The organism is Comamonas sp. C11 (assembly GCF_024496285.1).
Taxonomy (GTDB): Bacteria; Pseudomonadota; Gammaproteobacteria; order Burkholderiales; family Burkholderiaceae_C; genus Comamonas; species Comamonas testosteroni_F.
Map to the genome: position 1 here is coordinate 3,696,274 of NZ_CP101743.1, position 18,389 is coordinate 3,714,662.

Annotated in this window: 21 protein-coding genes; 13 read left to right on the forward strand and 8 right to left on the reverse strand. The window is 61.0% G+C overall.

Features of this window, described 5'->3' with window-relative positions; genetic code table 11:
- The first annotated feature begins 232 nt into the window (after positions 1-232).
- On the forward strand, positions 233-1,144 hold the full coding sequence (locus NOX35_RS16880; protein ID WP_182283375.1) for a DMT family transporter: 912 nt from the start codon (positions 233-235) through the stop codon (positions 1,142-1,144).
- Positions 1,145-1,160: 16 nt separating this feature from the next.
- Here NOX35_RS16880 and rraA read toward each other — a convergent pair whose 3' ends face one another.
- Positions 1,161-1,676: a ribonuclease E activity regulator RraA gene (rraA, locus tag NOX35_RS16885; protein WP_182283376.1), complete on the reverse strand. Its 516-nt coding sequence runs from the start codon at positions 1,674-1,676 to the stop codon at positions 1,161-1,163.
- A 278-nt stretch (positions 1,677-1,954) separates the two neighbouring features.
- Between rraA and NOX35_RS16890 the strand changes: the two genes are divergently transcribed.
- On the forward strand, positions 1,955-2,263 hold the full coding sequence (locus tag NOX35_RS16890) for an SWIB/MDM2 domain-containing protein (protein ID WP_003053560.1): 309 nt from the start codon (positions 1,955-1,957) through the stop codon (positions 2,261-2,263).
- A 587-nt stretch (positions 2,264-2,850) separates the two neighbouring features.
- On the opposite strand, the gene NOX35_RS16895 is transcribed toward NOX35_RS16890, so the two are convergent.
- A complete protein-coding gene (locus tag NOX35_RS16895) occupies positions 2,851-3,111 on the reverse strand; it encodes a helix-turn-helix domain-containing protein (RefSeq protein ID WP_182283377.1) in 261 nt (86 codons plus the stop codon).
- 105 nt (positions 3,112-3,216) lie between these two features.
- Between NOX35_RS16895 and NOX35_RS16900 the strand changes: the two genes are divergently transcribed.
- Positions 3,217-3,600 (forward strand): helix-turn-helix domain-containing protein, encoded by a 384-nt coding sequence (locus tag NOX35_RS16900; protein WP_182287241.1) that lies wholly within the window; start codon positions 3,217-3,219, stop codon positions 3,598-3,600.
- A gap of 103 nt (positions 3,601-3,703) precedes the next feature.
- Here the strand turns inward: NOX35_RS16900 and NOX35_RS16905 are convergent, their stop codons facing one another.
- From NOX35_RS16905 to NOX35_RS16925, 5 genes are all read right to left on the reverse strand, one after another.
- Positions 3,704-5,107 carry a sulfite reductase subunit alpha gene (locus NOX35_RS16905; protein ID WP_256494092.1) on the reverse strand — a complete coding sequence of 468 codons (1,404 nt, stop codon included), beginning with the start codon at positions 5,105-5,107 and terminating at the stop codon, positions 3,704-3,706.
- A complete protein-coding gene (locus NOX35_RS16910; RefSeq protein WP_256494093.1) occupies positions 5,104-6,222 on the reverse strand; it encodes an FAD:protein FMN transferase in 1,119 nt (372 codons plus the stop codon). Before NOX35_RS16910 ends, NOX35_RS16905 begins: the two co-directional genes overlap by 4 nt.
- 86 nt (positions 6,223-6,308) lie before the next feature.
- Positions 6,309-7,109, reverse strand: a complete 801-nt coding sequence (locus tag NOX35_RS16915; RefSeq protein ID WP_182283379.1) for a DUF4198 domain-containing protein — start codon at positions 7,107-7,109, stop codon at positions 6,309-6,311.
- Between the two features lie 207 nt (positions 7,110-7,316).
- A complete protein-coding gene (locus NOX35_RS16920) occupies positions 7,317-7,838 on the reverse strand; it encodes a DUF2271 domain-containing protein (RefSeq protein WP_256494094.1) in 522 nt (173 codons plus the stop codon).
- A gap of 27 nt (positions 7,839-7,865) precedes the next feature.
- Positions 7,866-8,516 carry a PepSY-associated TM helix domain-containing protein gene (locus tag NOX35_RS16925; protein ID WP_182283381.1) on the reverse strand — a complete coding sequence of 217 codons (651 nt, stop codon included), beginning with the start codon at positions 8,514-8,516 and terminating at the stop codon, positions 7,866-7,868.
- A 374-nt stretch (positions 8,517-8,890) separates the two neighbouring features.
- Here NOX35_RS16925 and NOX35_RS16930 point away from each other — a divergent pair, with 374 nt between their 5' ends.
- From NOX35_RS16930 to hemP, 8 genes are all read left to right on the forward strand, one after another.
- Positions 8,891-11,167, forward strand: coding sequence for a TonB-dependent siderophore receptor (locus tag NOX35_RS16930; RefSeq protein WP_182283382.1), 2,277 nt, complete (start codon positions 8,891-8,893; stop codon positions 11,165-11,167).
- Positions 11,168-11,479: 312 nt separating this feature from the next.
- Positions 11,480-12,160: a Fe2+-dependent dioxygenase gene (locus tag NOX35_RS16935; RefSeq protein WP_182283383.1), complete on the forward strand. Its 681-nt coding sequence runs from the start codon at positions 11,480-11,482 to the stop codon at positions 12,158-12,160.
- Positions 12,161-12,305: 145 nt separating this feature from the next.
- Entirely contained in the window at positions 12,306-13,433 is a 1,128-nt protein-coding gene (locus NOX35_RS16940; protein WP_182287243.1) for an alpha-hydroxy acid oxidase, read from the forward strand.
- Between the two features lie 95 nt (positions 13,434-13,528).
- The gene (locus tag NOX35_RS16945) at positions 13,529-13,822 is read left to right on the forward strand and encodes a bacterioferritin-associated ferredoxin (RefSeq protein WP_034358951.1); all 294 of its coding nucleotides are present in this window, start codon (positions 13,529-13,531) and stop codon (positions 13,820-13,822) included.
- 144 nt (positions 13,823-13,966) lie between these two features.
- Positions 13,967-14,695, forward strand: a complete 729-nt coding sequence (locus tag NOX35_RS16950) for an energy transducer TonB (protein ID WP_182283384.1) — start codon at positions 13,967-13,969, stop codon at positions 14,693-14,695.
- Between the two features lie 23 nt (positions 14,696-14,718).
- Positions 14,719-15,441, forward strand: a complete 723-nt coding sequence (locus NOX35_RS16955; RefSeq protein WP_003069935.1) for a MotA/TolQ/ExbB proton channel family protein — start codon at positions 14,719-14,721, stop codon at positions 15,439-15,441.
- 3 nt (positions 15,442-15,444) lie between these two features.
- A complete protein-coding gene (locus tag NOX35_RS16960; protein ID WP_182283385.1) occupies positions 15,445-15,861 on the forward strand; it encodes a biopolymer transporter ExbD in 417 nt (138 codons plus the stop codon).
- Positions 15,862-16,112: 251 nt separating this feature from the next.
- A complete protein-coding gene (gene hemP / locus NOX35_RS16965) occupies positions 16,113-16,322 on the forward strand; it encodes a hemin uptake protein HemP (protein ID WP_182283386.1) in 210 nt (69 codons plus the stop codon).
- Positions 16,323-16,523: 201 nt separating this feature from the next.
- Here hemP and NOX35_RS16970 read toward each other — a convergent pair whose 3' ends face one another.
- On the reverse strand, positions 16,524-16,931 hold the full coding sequence (locus NOX35_RS16970) for a heme-binding protein (RefSeq protein ID WP_003053536.1): 408 nt from the start codon (positions 16,929-16,931) through the stop codon (positions 16,524-16,526).
- A gap of 192 nt (positions 16,932-17,123) precedes the next feature.
- Here NOX35_RS16970 and NOX35_RS16975 point away from each other — a divergent pair, with 192 nt between their 5' ends.
- Both NOX35_RS16975 and NOX35_RS16980 read left to right on the forward strand, forming a co-directional pair.
- Positions 17,124-17,816 (forward strand): Bax inhibitor-1/YccA family protein, encoded by a 693-nt coding sequence (locus NOX35_RS16975; protein ID WP_182283387.1) that lies wholly within the window; start codon positions 17,124-17,126, stop codon positions 17,814-17,816.
- A gap of 144 nt (positions 17,817-17,960) precedes the next feature.
- Complete coding sequence (locus NOX35_RS16980; RefSeq protein ID WP_043004078.1) at positions 17,961-18,314, forward strand: hypothetical protein; 354 nt, start codon at positions 17,961-17,963, stop codon at positions 18,312-18,314.
- The last annotated feature ends 75 nt before the right edge of the window (positions 18,315-18,389 follow it).

Sequence of the window (18,389 nt, forward strand, 5' to 3'; positions counted from 1 at the left end):
CATCCTTCAAACGCAGTACGAAAAAAGTCCCGACGCCTGCCTTGATCTGCTCATTTACCCGGCACGAGACAGGCCAAGACACTTGAACAAAAACAGGTGACACAACAAAGACACAGCGCCCAAGGCGGCGAGAACCAAAAAACAACAGTTCCCTCCTCTGGGTCAAATGCATGCAACAGCCCTGCCACACTGCTTTGCATCACCTTCTCCTGTCATTGAAATCCATTTCGCCATGCACACGCCCAGCCGCCCCATCGCCTATCTCTGCCTGGCGCTCAGCATGTCTCTGGTAGGAAGCTATGTGGCCTTGTCCAAGCCTCTGGCTGCCATCTTTCCGGTCATGCTGCTGGCTTGGCTGCGCTTTGGCATCGGAGCCGTGGCCATGCTGGGCTGGCTCAGGCCACCAGCGCACGAGACAACTCTGACCAGACAGACCAAGTGGCTGCTGTTTTTTGAGTCCTTCTTCGGCAATTTCCTTTTCACGCTCTGCATGATCAGCGGCGTGGCCTTGACCAGTGCGGTCACGGCGGGCGTGACCATGGCCGCCATTCCTGCCGCAGTCGCCATCATGAGCTGGCTTTTCCTGCGCGAAGCCGTTGGCGCGCGTACATGGACAGCCATTGTTTTCGCAGTGGCCGGCATAGGGCTGAATGCCTTGAGCAAGACCGAAAGCAGCAGCCTTGCCCCGCACCCTCAGCAAGGCCTGGGTCAGTTGCTGCTGATTGCCGCCGTGCTGTGCGAGGCCGCATATGCCGTGATCGGCAAAAAGCTCACCGCCAGCGTAAGCCCCAAGCGCATTACGGCGCTGATCAATCTCTGGGGGTTCGTGCTTTCCACGCCCGCCGGGCTGTATCTGGCCTGGCAGTTTGATTTTTCCCGGGTTTCGGTGCCTGCATGGGGTCTGCTGCTGTTCTACGCCCTGGCCGCCTGTGTCTGGACGGTGTGGCTGTGGATGACAGGGCTGCGCGCCGTGCCCGCATCGCGAGCCGGAATTTTTACCGTCCTGCTGCCCATCAGCGCCGCTGTGGTGGGTATGCTGGCCCTGGGCGAGCGCATCGGCAGCATGCAATTGCTGGCCTTCGGCATTGCCCTGACCAGCGTTGTGATTGCAACCTGGCCCGGTTCATTGCAGATCAGGCGCTAGGCGCCATCGATTTCAATCAGGAAAGCAGGTTGCGGCGGCTCAGCACAACGCCGTCGGCGTCGGCATACAGCCAGTCGCCCGGGCGAATCCACAGGCCTGCGATCTGCACATAGACATCGCGCAGTCCCTGGCCTTGCTTGACGGTAGGCATGGGGTTGAGCGCCAGCGCATACAGACCCACGGGCGTGGATTTCAGCTCGGCCACGTCACGCACGCAGCCATAGACAAGCACCCCGGCCCAGCCGTTCTGGGCCGCTGATGTCGCCACATTACCCCCCACCAGAGCCCGGCGCAGCGAACCGCCGCCATCGACCACCAGCACACGACCACCCCCCGGCTCGGCCAGCGCCGCTCGCACCAGGCTGTTGTCATCCAGACACTGCACGGTGCTGACCTCCCCCGTAAAGCTGACATGCCCGCCATAGCTGTGGAACACGGGCGGCAGCACACGGAAATCGCTGCTGTCGTCGCTGATGTGCGCATCGCACAAATCGCAGGTGCTGAAGCCAAGAGAAGCCGAGGAATCGCTCATGAAAATCTCCACAGAACCAAGTTTCCCGCATCTTGCCCTGAGCACCCGACATAGCACAAGCACCAGCGGACACACACAGGGAGCAACTTTTTCACAACACTCTCGAGGAAAAACCCGTGAAAACGGACACTAAAGGGCCTGAGAGCAACAAATCGAGGCAAAAAAACAGCCCACTAGCTTGGAAGAGCGATTTTTTGCCATTAGCATCAGACTCAGCCAGTGGATTGCAGCTGTATTTCGCTGGTGATAAGTCCACTACCCAATTAGGAATAAGCAATATGGCAACTGCAAAGAAGGCACCCGCTGCAGCACCGGCAGCAGCTCCCGCCGCTAAGAAGCGCACCCCCAACGCTGCCTTCATGAAACCTCTGACCCCCAGCGCCGCTCTGGCTGCCGTGGTTGGCAAGGACCCCCTGCCCCGCACTGAAATCATCAGCAAGCTGTGGGTCTACATCAAGGCCAACAACCTGCAAGACGCAGCCAACAAGCGCATGATCAACGCTGACGCCAAGCTCAAGGAAGTCTTCGGCAAGCCCCAAGTCTCCATGTTCGAGATGGCCGGCCTGATCGGCAAGCACGTCAAGTAAGCACTGCGCTTGCGCTGACCACAAAAAAGCTGGCCCGAGCCAGCTTTTTGTATTTCTGAGGCAAGTGTCGCGTGCAGGCCGGCGCGACTGGGGCTGCTGCACCGCAGCAATGCATGCGTGCATGCCTCGGTCTCGACACCGACGGAATCACGGCCGCGAACGCTGGTCAGGACGGAAGCAGCCAGCAGGTCTTTCCGACAACCGCGCGGCCCACCGATTGGCGCAGCCCTCACGAAGCTCACCCCGGGCTATCTCCGGCATCGTGCCCCGCCATGCTTCCACCCTGAACCACACAGGCCTGCAAGACTGCAGCTGCCGAGCACCCAGTACATGGGCTCCAAAGACATGGAGACGCGTGCGCGGGTTCGGATTTCGGTGCGGCGAACGCCTCCCCGGCAGCCCCGGTCATGGGAGGTGCCCAAGCGAGCGCTGTCCCTCAGTAACCGTCCAACGCCGTCACGACGCCGGCAATACCCATGAGACATCCGCTGAGGAGACCGGCCAAGAAAATCAGTGCTGCAATTCCAAAGCTCATTGAATTCCTCCCCTGCCGCGCAGGGCGGTGTGATTGCGGCACGCCGTGCGACTCATGGTGCCCCCCTTGCGATACGCGCGTCCGCGCCTTCTGGGCGTGTGCAGCGCAGTGCATGGCGCTCGTTGACAGGCGGCCAGAGCATGTCGACGGGCATGCCTGTGATTTCTGCAATGCGCTGTCGAATGCGGGCCGATACCGCACGACCGCTGATGACTTGCGACACGCTGCTGTTGGCCACGCGCATTTCGGACGCCAATGCCGTGGGGGAAATGCCTTTCATGCGCAGCGCCGCTTTGATTTGCTCGGGATGCATCTGGTAGCCTTTCGCCTAATTATTTAGGTGAAAGCACGTCGTCGTGCTTTTGGAGAATTATGGGAAAGATTTCTTTCCCATGCAATAGATCTTGGACAAGTTTTTATGACCCTAGGGGAACGGCTGCGCGAAGAAAGAAACCGGCTGGGCATGAGCCAGCCGGCCTTCGCTGCACTTGCTGGCACTACGAAGCAAACTCTTTTTTCCTGGGAATCCGGCAAGACAGCGCCGGATGGCTTTCAGATGACCGCGCTAAGCGCACACGGAGTGGACCTGTTGTATGTGCTGGCAGGACACCGCACACCGGCGGTTCACCCTGCAGAGGCTCTGTCAGAGGATGAACTCCGCCTCCTCCACCGGTATCGCAGGTGCAACGCGGATGGAAGACAGCACCTCATACGATCCGCAGAACTGCTGTCTGCGGCCCATGCCATCTCCGCCGAAGACCGCAAGCAGCCCCCACATCTATCGGGTGAAGACGCCCTCTGATCCGTCCTGCCCGATGTCCCAGCGGTGCGGCACCGGAAGGATTCGGTGCAGGTCTGCTCCAGGACGGTGACAGCGCCTGCTGCCATCCCCCGCCTGGACGTGCTCAGTAAACATCTCGCCGGTAGCGGCCCGAGCCCAACAGCTCGGCCACCTTGGCCTCGCCCAGAATGGCCTGCAGCGTCAGATGTACGCCCTGCCCCATGCCGTTCAGGCTGCCGCAAACATAGATGGCCGCGCCACGCTCCACCCATTGCCGCACCTCCTCTGCGTGGCTGCGCAGCAGATCCTGTACATAGCGAGAGTCCTTGCCGTTGCGCGACCAGGCCTGATCCAGACGCGCCAGCCTCCCCTGCTCCGCCCAGGCCGCCAACTGGTCGCCGAAGATGGCGTCATGCCGAGGGCTGCGCTCCCCGAACAACAGCCATTGATCATTGCAGTCTTGCTGGACACGCGCCCTGATATGGCTGAGCAGACCCGCCAGTCCTGAGCCATTGCCTATCAGAATCAGCGGTCGCCCGGCGTTGTCACCGAGCCGGAAGCCTCGGTGCTCGCGCAAGGTCAGCGGCAGTACATCCCCCTCGGCCATGCCGCAGCACAGCCAGTGCGACGCAAGGCCCGGTGAACCATCGGCACGCGTGCTCTCGCGCACCAGCAGCTGCAGGCTGCTGTCGGCCGTGATCGAGGCGATCGAATAGTCGCGCGCACGCTCAGGGTCGGCAGGCACGCACAGAGACACCAGATCGCCCGACTCCCACCGCGGCAGCTCGCCGGAGTGCGGCGTCCACTCCAGCAGGTACAGCGCCCCGCCCTGACTGCCGGGATTGAGCAAACGCCGCCGACTGAGCACAAAAGGTATGCTGGCCGGCGTCTGCAACCAGTCCGAATCCAGCTCCTGGGCTGGCGCAGACTCGCCCAGCAAGCCCTGCCGCATCTGAGCGACCTGGGTCTGCCAACTCTGCAAGCTCGAGGCATCCATATTGTCCACGCAGACCAGATCGCTGCGCGCGCCGCTGGTCTGCAACCACTCGTGCACTTTCACACCAAACGCACAGAACTCCTGGTATTCACGATCACCCAGCGCGAGCACCAGGCTTTGGTGCCGGGTCAGCGCAGGCGGCGTGGCCATGAGCTGCTGGACAAAGCCCAGCGAATGGTCGGGTGCATCGCCCTCGCCCGTGGTGGACAGCAGCCACAGGCTGTGTGCATATTGCTGCAGCAGCTCGGCCGTCAGTTTCTCGACGGGCAGCAGCCGCACCTGCAGACCGCCATCGACCAGCATCTTGACCGTGGCCCGGGCCAGAGCCTCTGCCTGCCCCGTCTGGCTGGCATAGGCGACCAGGACGGCAGGCGCAGCAGCATCTCCCTGCGAGACATTGCTCTCGGCCTCATCGGCCAGGCGCTGCTTTCGTACCTTGGTGCCAATACCCCAGCACATGCCTGCATAGGCCGTGACCAAACCCATAGCCCCATAGATGCGCTCCGGCGTCAAAATCCATTCCACTGTCATGCCTCAAATTGGTTGATCCAGGCCGGTGTCTTGAGCACCTGTCTGCGGGCCTCATTGCCATCGGATGCGAGATGCGATGTGAGCACGGCTGCAATCTCATGTTCACGGGCAAAGTCCATGCCTTGCTGCGGACCCAGCACCGTGAGCACGGTGGCCAGCGCATCTGCGTGCATGCATTCCTCATGGAACACGGTCACGCTGGCCAGATCATGTGTCACCGGCCAGCCGGTGCGCGGATCCAGCGTATGCGAGTAGCGCCTGCCAGCCTGCGTGAACTGATGCCAGAAATCGCCCGAGGTGGCAAAGGCGCCCTCCCTGCAGGCCACGACCAGCGACTCGGCATCGGCAGAACCGCCCGTGCCCAGCTGCACCCGCCAGGGCCGCCCATCAGGGCGCTGCCCCCAGCTGCGCAGCTCACCGCCGATTTCGAACAGCCCCGCAGCCCAGCTATCCGCCTGCAGCTTTTGCACAGCCCAGTCCACGGCAAAGCCCTTGGCAATGCCACACAAATCCAGCTCCAGACCACCGCTCTGCTGCAACTGCCGGGTTTGCGCATTCCAGCGCAGATGACCATGGCTGCTGCTCTTCAGCAAGCGCTCGATCTCCTCGCTGGGCGGTGCCTGCCCCGAATGCGGCTGCAGCGGGTTCTGACGCGGCCCGAACCCCCATAGCGAGACCAGCGCTCCCATGCTGGGGTCCACCGCCGCACCTGAAAGCCTTGCCCAATGCAAGGCCGCTTCAAGTACCTGAGCAAACTCCGTAGGCAGAACATATATTTCACCGGGCCTTGAACGATTGAACCGGGTGATCAGCGAATCCGCCTCCCAGTTGCTCATCTGGGCAATGACATCCTCAAACACCTGCTCCAGCAGGGCCTGCACCGGCTCCGTGGGCAGGTAATCGGGATTGACCAGACGCAGCGACCAGTGCGTGCCCATGGTCTGGCCGGACAGGCGGTGAATGCGCCCGTCCTGCTGGTGCTGCAGGCTTGCAGGTCTCCAGCGCTGCACGCCAAAGTCCGGCGCCGGCGTCCGGGGACGAGCCTGACTCTGTGCCGCCGACGAGGGCAGTTGCCAGAGACTGGCGTCAAAGCGTACGCGGGGGGGGGTGGGCATGGGCATCCAGACAACGGCGAAAACAGCAGCGAAAACAACGACGCGCCCGGATCGGGCGCGCGTATTCATCCATCAAGCGCCAACGCTTAAGGCAGGACTTCCAGAGTCGCGATATAGCCCAGGCGGCGTTCTGTTGCCTTGGCAATGCTGGTCTTCTTGTCCGTGGCATCGGCATTCAGCCAGAACAGACCTGCACGGGGGAACTTGATCTTGACCTGACCCTTGGCATCGGTCTTGAGCTTCATGGCGTCCACACCGTCGCGATAGCGGATGCCATCAGCCACCAGTTCCAGTTCCAGATCGGCGGCGGGCTTGCCGTCAAGATGGAATTCGAAGGTCGCCTCTTCGCTGGCCACCAGGTCATTGGGGTGGGTCACGGGCTTGAGCTCCAGGCCCTTGCCGGTCAGCGCCAGCGCCGAAGGCTTGCCCAGAGACACAAAGGTTTCCATGCGGCGCAGATTCTCGGTCACGCGCACTTCCTTGGCATCGGCAGGAATCTGCTTGAGCACTTCTTCCACCGAGCCGCGCAGGCGCTTGGGCTGGCCGTTGGCATCCTTGTAGCCGCCCATCACGCCGGTCATCAGCATGGTGACGCGGTAGGTGCCGGTCTTTTCTGGCTTGAAATCGAACATGCTGCGCAACTCGCCCTTGGCGACATTCTTCATTTCCACGGCTGCGCCATCGGGCGCGGTCACCTTGACGGCTTCCAGACCCAGCGGGCGGTGGTTGAAGAAGAACACATCGTTGGACACGGCGGCATCCACCGTCACCCAGTCGGACTTGGACAGCACGGTGCTGGAGGGCTTGAACCACAGATCATGCGCCTGGGCGCCCAGTACGGTCAGAGCCAGAGCGGCTGCAGCGAGAGCACGTGTTTTGAACTTCATATCGGGTCCTTGAGAACAAAAAGGGTGACAAATCAAAAGAGAGAGGTGTGACGGCCAAGCAACACCCTAAAACTGGCGCTACGCAGGCAAGAGACACCAAGGAAGGGCCGCCCCGCACCGAGCGTGTCGTCCCCCTCCCGCGAAGCGAGAGAGGGGGAAGCGGCGGGGCCGCCTAGGCAAAGCCGCTCAGGAGGGTGAGAATCAAGATCAAGGCTTCAATTCCAGCTTGATCGCGCCCAGCTCGGTGCTGCCATTGGCGCTCAGGCTGGTGGCCTGCTTGACGGGCCAATCGAAGGGAATGGACACCAGCTCGCGGCCGCCGACTTCACGGGCGGCCTCCACCATCAGCTTGTACTGGCCGGGAGCCAGCTGGGGCAGAGGGTTCTTGCCTTCGGCAAAAGACAGAGCATGGGTGCCCACGGGCTTGGTCGGCTGGGTCACGCCGTCGATGGGAAAGCTCAGCTCGCGACCGGTACGACGCCACCACTGGCGCATGTCCTTGAGCCACTTGGTGCCCTCGGCATTCTTCATCTTTGCGTCGTACCAGACGGACAGATTGGCTGCCACGCCGCCATCGGCCTTTTCCAGCCACACAGCAACATAGGGCTTGTGGTATTCGGCCACCTGCAACTGGGGCACGGTCACCGCCACATTCATGCCGCCGGCGATTGCCGGCAGGCCCACCACGGCGCTCAATGCCACCGAAGTTTTGAAAATCCGCTTCGCCATTTTTCTTCCTTCACAAAATTCTTGGGCTCAATGCACGAGCAGCAACACCAGCAAGGCGGGCAACACCAGACCCAGGCCCACCATGGGCCAGGTCATGGGGCGGCGCTGCGCATGCATCTTCAGGATCAGCAGACCCGTGATGCAAAACACCAGGCAGCCAATCGCAAAGACGTCTATGAACAGGCTCCAGGCTCCGCCCGTATTGCGCCCCTTGTGCAAGTCGTTGAGGTAGGAGATCCAGCCCCGGTCGGTCTTCTCGTACTCGACCAAGCCCTCCTTCAGATCCACACGCAGCCAGGCATCGCCTCCCGGGCGCGGCATGGGCACATAGGCCTCGTCTTCGCTCCACTCCACGGCAAAACCCTCGGCACTGACCTTGATCTGCTGAGCCAGCCAGCCATCCACCTCGGCAGGCAAGCCGACGGCATTCTTGTCCGCCGCTTCCACGCCCTGCCTCTGGGCTTGCTGCAGTTTTTCGAGCAAATCCCGAGGCAGTTGCGCATCACGCGATTCGACCCTGGGCTTGGACTCGATCTGCCCGGCGTGATTCAAGGTGAATCCCGTCACGGCAAACAGCAGCATGCCGATCAGGCAGATGGCGGAGCTGATCCAGTGCCACTCATGTAATTTTTTGAGCCAGTACGCCCGCTGCGGGGCGTTGGAGGAAGCCGCGGTCATTCAGAACTTTCTGGGATTGCGTTGCCGCCGGGCCGGGCCGAGCCGACCTTTGGGACATAGCGCCACAAGGCCAGGCCTTGCTTGCACAGCAAGGCGGCATTCTAGTTGTGCAAATTCTAAATGCATCTCACTTTTATTTACTTTACTTGACGTAAACAAAGCGCCCACCAAGGCCAGGGCGTTTACGCCACCTTGAAAACTCGTGGCTGCATAGATCGGCAGGACCAGCACCACCTATCCAGGCAGCCTGTCTGTTGCCGTACTGCAACAAAACGTAGATTGCCGGCACTCATTATTGAATGGTATCGAGAATTATTATCAATATCACCTAGAATCCGCACGCTTTTTCAAAAAACCGACTCTTCATCAAAAGCATGTCCAACAACCATCTGACCCCGACCGACTCCAACGGCTTGCGCTGCGAGCTCAAGCAAATCGTGATTGCCGCAGGCCTGTGCCTGATTGGCGCCAGCGCGATGGCTCAGCAGGAAACCACCTTGTCCACCGTGAATGTGGAAGCCACCGCCGACGCCAGCTTCAAGACCGAAGCCAGCCCTCAAGGCAAGTTCACCGCCCCTTTGCTGGACACGCCCAAGACCGTTCAGGTCATCAATGAAGAGATCATCAAGCAGACGGGGGCAACCAGCCTGCAGGATGCCCTGCGCTCCACCCCCGGCATCACCTTCGGCAACGGCGAAGGCGGCAACCCCACCGGCGACCAGCCTTTCATCCGCGGCATGGACGCCCAGTCCAGCACCTTTGTGGACGGCATGCGTGACATCGCCTCCGGCACCCGCGAGCTGTTCAACGTCGAAGCCGTGGAAGTCATCAAGGGCGCGGACTCGGCCTATGCCGGTCGTGGCGGCGCTGGTGGCTCCATCAACATCACCACCAAAAAGGCCAAGAACGAGAACTTCATCTCCGGCGATGTGGGCCTGGGCACCGACAACTATCTGCGCGGCACGCTGGACATCAACCGCAAGATCAACGAGACCACCGGCATTCGCCTGAACGCCATGGGCCACAGTGCCGACGTTCCTGGCCGCAACGGTCCTGACAACAAGCGCTGGGGCATTGCCCCCACCGTGACCTTCGGCATGGGCACAGCCACCGAAGTGACCCTGTCCTGGCAGCATCTGCAGACCGACAACACCCCCGACGGCGGCGTGCCTTATCTGTATAGCAACGGTGTCAACGCAGCCGGTTCAACCAACGCAACGCAACTGCCCGGTGGCTCCAAGATTCGCCCCACTTACGGCAACAGCCGCGACAACTGGTATGGTCTGAACAACCGTGACTATGAGAAGGAAAAGAGCGATCTGTTCACGGCCTCGGTCACCCACAAGTTCACCGACACCAACAAGATCCGCAACAGCCTGCGCTACAGCAAGACCAAGCAGGACTATGTCTGGACACAGCCCGACGACTCCAAGGGCAATGCCCTCAATGGCTATGTCTGGCGCCGTGGCAACTATCGTGTCTATGACACCACCACGCTGCAGAACGTGACCGAATTTACCGGCAAGGAACAGACCGGCTCCATCGGCCACAGCTATGCCTTCGGCCTGGAACTGTCCAAGGAAAAGGCCGACGGCAGCTCCGGCGCAATCCAGAGCGGCACCGGCGTGTGCACCTCGGTGTCCGACCCCTGGTGCACCACTTTGAGCAACCCCGGCGGCGCCAATGCCCCCTGGAACTTTGCCTGGTCACTGCCTGCGCAATCCACCGTCAACAAAATCGACACCATTGCTGTCTACGGCTTTGATACTCTGAAGCTCAACGAGCAATGGCTGGTGAATGCCGGTCTGCGCGTGGACCACTACAAGCTCAACGCTTCCGGCCCCGCCGGCGGCCGTGGCGCCAGCGCCTACCCGGCGTATGACCTGAGCCGCAGCGATACGATGTTCAACTACCAGCTGGGTGTGGTCTACAAGCCCGCATCCAATGGCAGCATCTACGCCAATATCGGCACCTCTTCGCGCCCCGGTGGCTCGACTCTGGGCAACGGCAGCGAGGACCTGACCACGACCACAGATGCGCTGATCAGCCTGAAGCCGGAAAAGACCAAGTCCATCGAGCTGGGCACCAAATGGGACCTGCTGGACAAGAAGCTGAACCTGACTGCCGCAGTCTTCCGCAATGAAGTGACCAATGTGCGCATCAGCGATGCAACCGGCACGTACATGGGCGGCAACAAGGAAGTCAATGGCATCGAACTGGGCTTTACCGGCCAGATCCTGTCCAATCTGAGCGTGTTCGGCGGCTATACCTATATGGATAGCGAATTCAAGAACATGGGCAAGGACGATGTTCGCAATGGCCTGCCCTTCTACAACACGCCCAAGCACAGCTTCAGCCTGTGGACCAGCTACAAGCCCATGGCCAAGCTGACCTTGGGTCTGGGCATCTATGCTCAGAGCGACGTTGCTGCCAGCTACATTCAAGGCAAGGGGGGCATCGTGACCAAGGGCGCTTCCGGCTATGCCCGTTACGACGCGATGATGGCCTATCAGATCGACAAGAACCTGAGCTTCCAGCTGAACGTCTACAACCTGGGCAACAAGGTGTACTACACCGGCGTGCGCTCGCCCCACTACGCCAATATGGGCGCCGGCCGCTCTGCCGTGGCTTCGCTCAAGTTCACGTACTAATTCATGTACTGACAGGAGCAATGACAGTCCTGCCTGCGCTTGATCTGGCGCAGCCTGGCTGCAAACCATGCCCCGAAGCCCCGCAGGTTCCTGATGCCAGCGGGGCTTTTTACATGCACACTTGGCGGGTCAAGCGCATTGCCGCTGGCTCGCAAAGCCTGATCTTCGCCATCAAAACCATAGCTGGTAGCGCTTTTCCATAAATGTTTTCAAGCTAATAAGTCATTGAAAGCTATAGGTATCAAACGCTACCAGCTATGGTTAATGATGTAACCCAGATCATCAACAGATAGATATCGCCTCACTTCCGCCATGTTGCTACGCATCCCCTGCCTGCTCACTCCCGATGAAGTACGCCACTGCCGTCAGGCGCTGGAAGCCGCCAGCTGGCAGGACGGCAAGGCCACGGCCGGTCATGTGGCCGCGCAGGTCAAGCGCAATCTGCAGCTGCCGCTGGACAGCAAGACCGGCCAGCAGATAGGCGATCTGATCCTGGACCGGCTGGGCCGCAACCCGCTGTTCATGTCGGCAGCCCTGCCGCTCAAGGTCCTGCCACCGCGCTTCAATCGCTATGAGGGCGGAGGTACCTATGGCAACCATATCGACAACGCCTTCTTCACCATTCCGGGCACGGCCATCAAGGTCAGAACCGATGTCTCCACCACGGTGTTCTTCAGCGATGCCGACGAATACGAAGGCGGCGAGCTGATCGTGGAAGACACATTCGGCCAGCAAAGCGTGAAGCTCGCGGCCGGCGATGCCATCGTCTACCCCGGCACCAGCCTGCACCGAGTCAACCCCGTGACGCGCGGCACGCGCTATGCCTCGTTCTTCTGGACGCACAGCCTGGTCAAGTCGGCGGAGCAGCGCCGTCTGCTGTTTGATCTGGACCAGAGCATTCAGCAACTCACGCAAGAGCAGCCCGAGCACCCGCGCATCGCCGCCCTCTCGGGTACCTATCACAATCTCTTGCGCATGTGGTCTGAAAGCTAGCCCCTCCTGAGCGGCTTTGCCGCCTCCCCTCAAGGGGGTCTGCAGCCTTTGCCGGGGCTGCCTTCGCTGGCAGCCCCACTGAGCCATGCCTCTGCTTTGCTGCCTCGTCCCCATCCAACCGGCTTGATTTATGACTGTTGAACCTTTGAATGCCGCAGGCCAGCCCGTCAAACCGCCACTGACGCAGATTTCCGCGCAGATAGGCTCCCTGGCGGACTACGCCCGGCTGGCCCGCGAGCATATGGAGGCTCAGGCCTGGGCCCACCTGGAAAGCGGTGCGGACCAGGGTCTGACCCTAGGCCACAACCGCCAGGCCTTCGACCGCATCCGTCTCTGCCCTGAGCCGCTGGCCGATCTGTCCGCCGCGCATACGCGGCAAAGCCTTCTGGGTCAGAGTCTGGACTGGCCGTTGCTGCTGGCACCGGTTGCCTATCAGCGGCTGGCGCATCCCGAAGGCGAACTCGCCACGGCGCGAGCGGCCATGGCCATGCGCACCGGCATGGTGGTCAGCACCCTATCCAGCTGCACGCTGGAGGAAATCGCCCAGGCCGCGCAAGCTGCAGCGCAGGAGCTGGGGCGCAGCGGCCCACTGTGGTTCCAGCTCTACCAGCAGTCAACGCGCGAGCATACGCTGCAGCTGATTCGCCGCGCCGAAGATGCCGCTTATCAGGCCCTGGTCTGGACGGTGGACGCCCATATCAAGCGCTCCAGCTACCCGCTGCCGCCAGGCGTGGAGGCCGTCAATCTGCGTGGCATGCCCCAGCAACGGCAGAGCGGCGATCTGATGAGCGAGCACATTCTGTTCGGCAGCGAGCTGGCCCGAGGCGTGCCCACCTGGGACGACCTGGTCTGGCTGCGTCAGCAAACCCGGCTGCCCCTGATCGTCAAAGGCCTGCTCTCGGCCCGCGCCGCCGCGCAAGCCGTGGAGCTGGGGGCCGATGCCATTGTGGTCTCCAACCATGGCGGGCGAGTGCTGGACACCGCCGTTTCCGCCCTCGAAGTGCTGCCTGCCATTCGCGCGGCCACGCCTGCCCATATTCCGCTGCTGATGGACGGCGGCGTTCGCCAGGGCACCGATGTACTCAAGGCCATCGCCCTGGGTGCCAGTGCCGTGCTGCTGGGCCGGCCGCAAATGCATGCCCTGGCGGCTGCCGGCATGCTGGGGGTTGCACATATGCTGTATCTATTGCGCGCCGAGCTGGAGCTGGCCATGGCCCAGACCGGCTGCGCCAGCCTCGATCAGATCGCCCCCCGGCTTTTAACCACTTGCTGATTGTGCGTAATTTGGTGGCATGCATTGCAAATGCGATGGATTCTCATTTATACTCCACCTATTACATCAATAGCCAGCAACAACTGCCTGTAGCCATGATCGTCTGTGTATGCCGCCGGGTTTCTGACCGAGAAATAGCACGCCACGCGCATGCGGGGATGAGCTTTGACGAAATCCAGTTTGAATTGGGTGTTGCCACACAATGCGGGCGCTGCGAAGGCTGCGCACGCGATGTCGTCGCCCAGTGCAGTGCAAGCCATCCGATCGCGGCCATCCACAACGAAGCGCAATCCTGCGCGTCGGTGCAGACGGTTCAGCTTGCCACCAACATTCTGGAAAGCAAAGCATGGCCCACCTCTCCGTCCTCTCAGCCGTCTTTGGCAGTCTGATTCTCGTGATGGTATGCACCTGGTGGATCCTGCGTGAATGATGCGATCCTGTCGGCGTGCCCTGCTTCCTGCGCCTGCTATTGCCGGTTGACCAGCGCTTCTCCTTTCTGATCCCAGCCTGCGCTGGTTGCTCTTCTCGTTCTTATGTCCCAGTCTGATCGATTTGCACCTGCCAGCGGCCCGAGCCGCAATATGGCAGTTGCTGGTGCTGTGGTTGTCGTGCACGCTGCCGCCCTGTGGGCCATGCAGCATGGCCTGGCACAGCAAAAGCCGCCAGAGATAGTGATTCCCGCCAGCGTGATCGCCCAGTTTGTGGCACCGCCGGCTGCCGAACCTGCCCCGCCGGCCCCTCCCCCTCCTCCCAAGCCTCCGGCGCCAGCACCCAAGCCCGAGCCCAAACCGCAGCCCAAGCCCGAGGTCAAGAAGGCTCCGCTGCCCAAGGCCATCAAGGACCCGACACCGGCACCGGCTGCACCTCAGGGGGCATTGGAGGACAGCGACAGCAAACCGGACAAGACACCGCCAGCGCCACCCGCGCCCCCGGCACCTCCGGCTCCGCCTGCGCCTCCCGCACCACCGGCCCCGCCCAAGATCGAGCAGCCATCGAGCAATGCTGCCTATCTGAACAACCCCGCTCCCGCTTATCCTTCAGTCAGCAAGCGCATGGGGGAACAAGGCAAGGTGCTGCTGCGCGTCTATATCAACGAACAGGGCCAGCCCGAGAAAATCGAAATCAAGCAGTCCAGCGGCTTTGACCGCCTGGATGACGCCGCCGTCAACACCGTGCGCCAGTGGAAGTTTGTCCCCGGCAAGCGCAACGGCGTGGCCGAACCCATGTGGCACATCGTGCCCATCAACTTTGTTCTCAAATAAATCTGCAGTTCTCAGGAGTACCCATGGAATCCCAATTCGGCATTGCCCACGTCTGGACACAGGGCGACTTCGTGACCAAAGGCGTGGCCATCATCTTGCTGGTCATGTCGGTGGCCTCTTGGCTGGTCATCATTCTCAAGGCGCTGGATATCGTGAAATTCAAGAAGTTCGCCACCCAGGCGCAGGACTTCTGGCACAGCCCCGATCTGGCCACTGGCCTGGAAAAGCTGGGTGACGACAAGCAGAACCCTTTCCGCTTCATGGTGCTCGAAGGCCGCGAAGCCTCCGCCCACCACCGCAAGACCAGCGTCCACCTGCATGACACGCTGGACATCAGCGACTGGGTGACCCGCTGCCTGCGCAACGGCATCAACGAATTCACGGCCCGCCTGCAATCCGGCCTGGCCATTCTGGCCTCCGTGGGCTCGACCGCTCCCTTCATCGGCCTGTTCGGCACCGTCTGGGGCATCTACCACGCCCTGGTGGCCATCGGCATGTCCGGCCAGTCATCCATCGACAAGGTTGCCGGCCCCATCGGCGAAGCGCTGATCATGACCGCCCTGGGTCTGGCCGTCGCCATCCCCGCCGTGCTGGGCTACAACGCTCTGGTGCGTGGCAACAAGGGTATCCTGAATGCGCTGAACAGCTTCGCCCACGACGTGCACGCCTACTTCGTGACCGGTGCCCGCGTTTCCGTGGACGGCCAGGTCTCTGGCAATGTGCTGCCCCTGAAGAAAGGCGCCTAAGCCATGTCATTCGGAACCATGGACGATGGGGACAGCGATGATGTGATGAACGAGATCAATATGACGCCTTTGGTGGACGTCATGCTGGTTCTGCTCATCATCTTCATCATCACCGTGCCCGTGATGAAACACTCGGTCAACGTGGACCTGCCCCGCGCCACCAACCAGCCCGAGGACACCAAGCCCGCCACCGTGCAGCTGGGCATCACGGCCGACGGTAAATATTCCTGGAACGGCCAGGAAATCAGCGACGAGCAGCTGGAGACCAATCTTCAGACCGAGGCCGCCAAGGAACCCCAGCCCGACCTGCATATCCGCGGCGACAAGGAAGTGCGCTACGAGCGCGTGGCCCAGGCCATGGCCGCCGCCCAGCGCGCTGGCGTCAAGAAAATCGGCTTTGTGACCGATCCCTCCAAATAAGCCCATGCTTGCAAAAAACGGCCCTCACAAGGGCCGTTTTTTATTGTGGAACCAGCATCGAACCCGCATTCAAGCAGCTCGGCATAGGCACAGACTGCTGATAGACCGCAGCCAAAAATCCTCAGATGCGGCTGGCCAGATTCCATATGAAAAATAAATGGCAGTTTTTTGCGAATGAGACTAAGTATCACTTGCTTTTCAATTGAGAATTGTTATCATTACACCAGTTTTTGATCTTAAGGAATCACGGCATGTCTGCACCGCTTGTTGCGACCTCACAGCCCAACAACCGTAGCACCTCCTCCATGGCTGCTGCAAACCCTTCAGCCGCTGCCGGCTCCAGCCTGGGCCTGGACAGCGCCCTGCTGCTCAACGGCCAGAAGGCAGTCACCATCCTGCACAACGGCACGCCCTATCGCCTGCAGGCCACCAAGCTGGGCAAGCTCATCCTGACCAAATAGACCGTTTCATCGTGGGGCGACACCGCAAGTGTCGATTCGCCAGCCAACGTCGTTGTAGAGCACCTGCCCTCTCTTGTGCTCACACTTCACATAGCCACGCGTTTTTTCCTCATTCGCAACCCGCCAAAACAAAACCCCTGCGCGCATCAAGCGGCAGGGGTTCTGTTTTGGTCTCTGCCACCGCAGTGGCAGAGTCAGCAATTACAGGCCCAGGGCTGCGATGCCGGCCTTGGCAACCTGTGCGTCTTCATTGGCCTTCACACCGGAGACGCCCACGGCACCCAGCACCTGGCCATCCTTGACGATGGCCACGCCACCTTCGAGCAGGCCGTCCACAAACGGAGCGCTCAGGAAAGCGGTGCGGCCGTTGTTGATCATGTCTTCAAAAGCCTTGGTGTCCTTGCGGCCCACGGCTGCAGAACGTGCCTTGGCAGGGGCGATATGGGAAGAGATGGGAGCAGCACCATCCATGCGCTGCAACAGCAGCAGATGGCCGCCGTCGTCCACAATGGAGATCGTCACGGGCCAGTTGTTCTTCAGTGCTTCAGCTTCGGCAGCCGCAGCGATGGCTTTCACATCGGCCAGTTCGAGTTCGTGCTTGGTCTTCATAAGATAAAAAGCTCCGTTGGATTGTCAATGCAGCAAGCATATTCTGTACTTTGCAGGCAAAAGTAGATGCGATGTGAAAAACATTCCATCCTAAAACTGCCGCATTGCAACGGGGTATTGCAAAGGCTTCTCAAGACCCCCACCTAGAATGACAATGTTTCAACACACGATTCCTGAAGGAGGAATGGCTACATGAACGAACAAGTCACCACACTGGGCTCTGCGGGCTACGGTGTCTCGCAGCAAGAGCGCAACCGTGTCTTGCGCAATACCTACTGGCTGCTGGCACTCAGCCTGATCCCCACCGTGCTGGGCGCTTGGCTGGGCGTAGCCACTGGCATGACTCGCGCGCTGACGGGCGGCGTGGGCCTGATCGTGTTCATGGCCGGCGCCTTCGGTTTCATGTTCGCGATCGAAAAGACCAAGCACAGCGCCGCTGGCGTGCCCGTGCTGCTGGCCTTCACCTTCTTCATGGGCCTGATGCTATCGCGCCTGATCGGCATGATTCTGGGCTTCTCCAACGGCACTCAGCTGATCATGACGGCCTTTGCCGGTACCGCTGGCGTGTTCTTCGTGATGGCCATGCTGGCCACCGTGATCAAGCGCGACCTGTCGGGCATGGGCAAGTTCCTGTTCGTGGGCGCCCTGGTGCTGATGGTAGGCGCCATCATCAATGTCTTCGTGGGCTCCACGGCAGGCATGATGGCCATCTCCATGCTGGCCATCGGCATCTTCTCCGCCTACATGCTGTATGACCTCAAGCAGATCATCGACGGCGGCGAGACCAACTACATCAGCGCCACCCTGGCCCTGTATCTGGATCTGTTCAACGTGTTCCAGAGCCTGCTGGCCCTGCTGGGCATCATGGGCGGCGATCGCGACTAAGCCTCGCGGCTGCCCAGTCTAGAAGGAGTGCCTTGCGCACTCCTTTTTGTTTGCAGTAATCTGATGTCGGGCGCGGCCATCGCCGCAATGGAAATTTCAGCCATGGCCTAAATTCCCGGCTGCCGCTGCCGATAAGCAAACAAGATGAAGTCAAACCACCTTCCCCGCGCACTTGCCATTGCCCTGCTGCCTCTGGTACTGGCAGGCTGCAAGATCGAAGACATTCCGGGCCTGGGCCCTGATCCACGCACCGTGGCGCGCGAATCCGAAGCCAAGGCCATTGGCGGCGCCTGTAGGCACGCCATGCGCGGACTGGAAGACTGCTACGTTCTCAACCCCAAGGCACCCAAGGCGCTGGTGTTTGCGGGCTGGAAGGACATGGATGAATACATGCGCTCCAACAAGATCGAAGGCGTGCCCTCCGTGCTGGGACAGAGTGCCGCCGAGAAACGCGGCGCTGCGGAGCCCGACAACGGCAGCAGCCGCAATCGCAGCTGAGACATCCATGGCCGCCCCCGGCCATCGTCCGTACAAGCCGCAGCAACCGCTGCGGCTTTTTTCATTTCACCATGA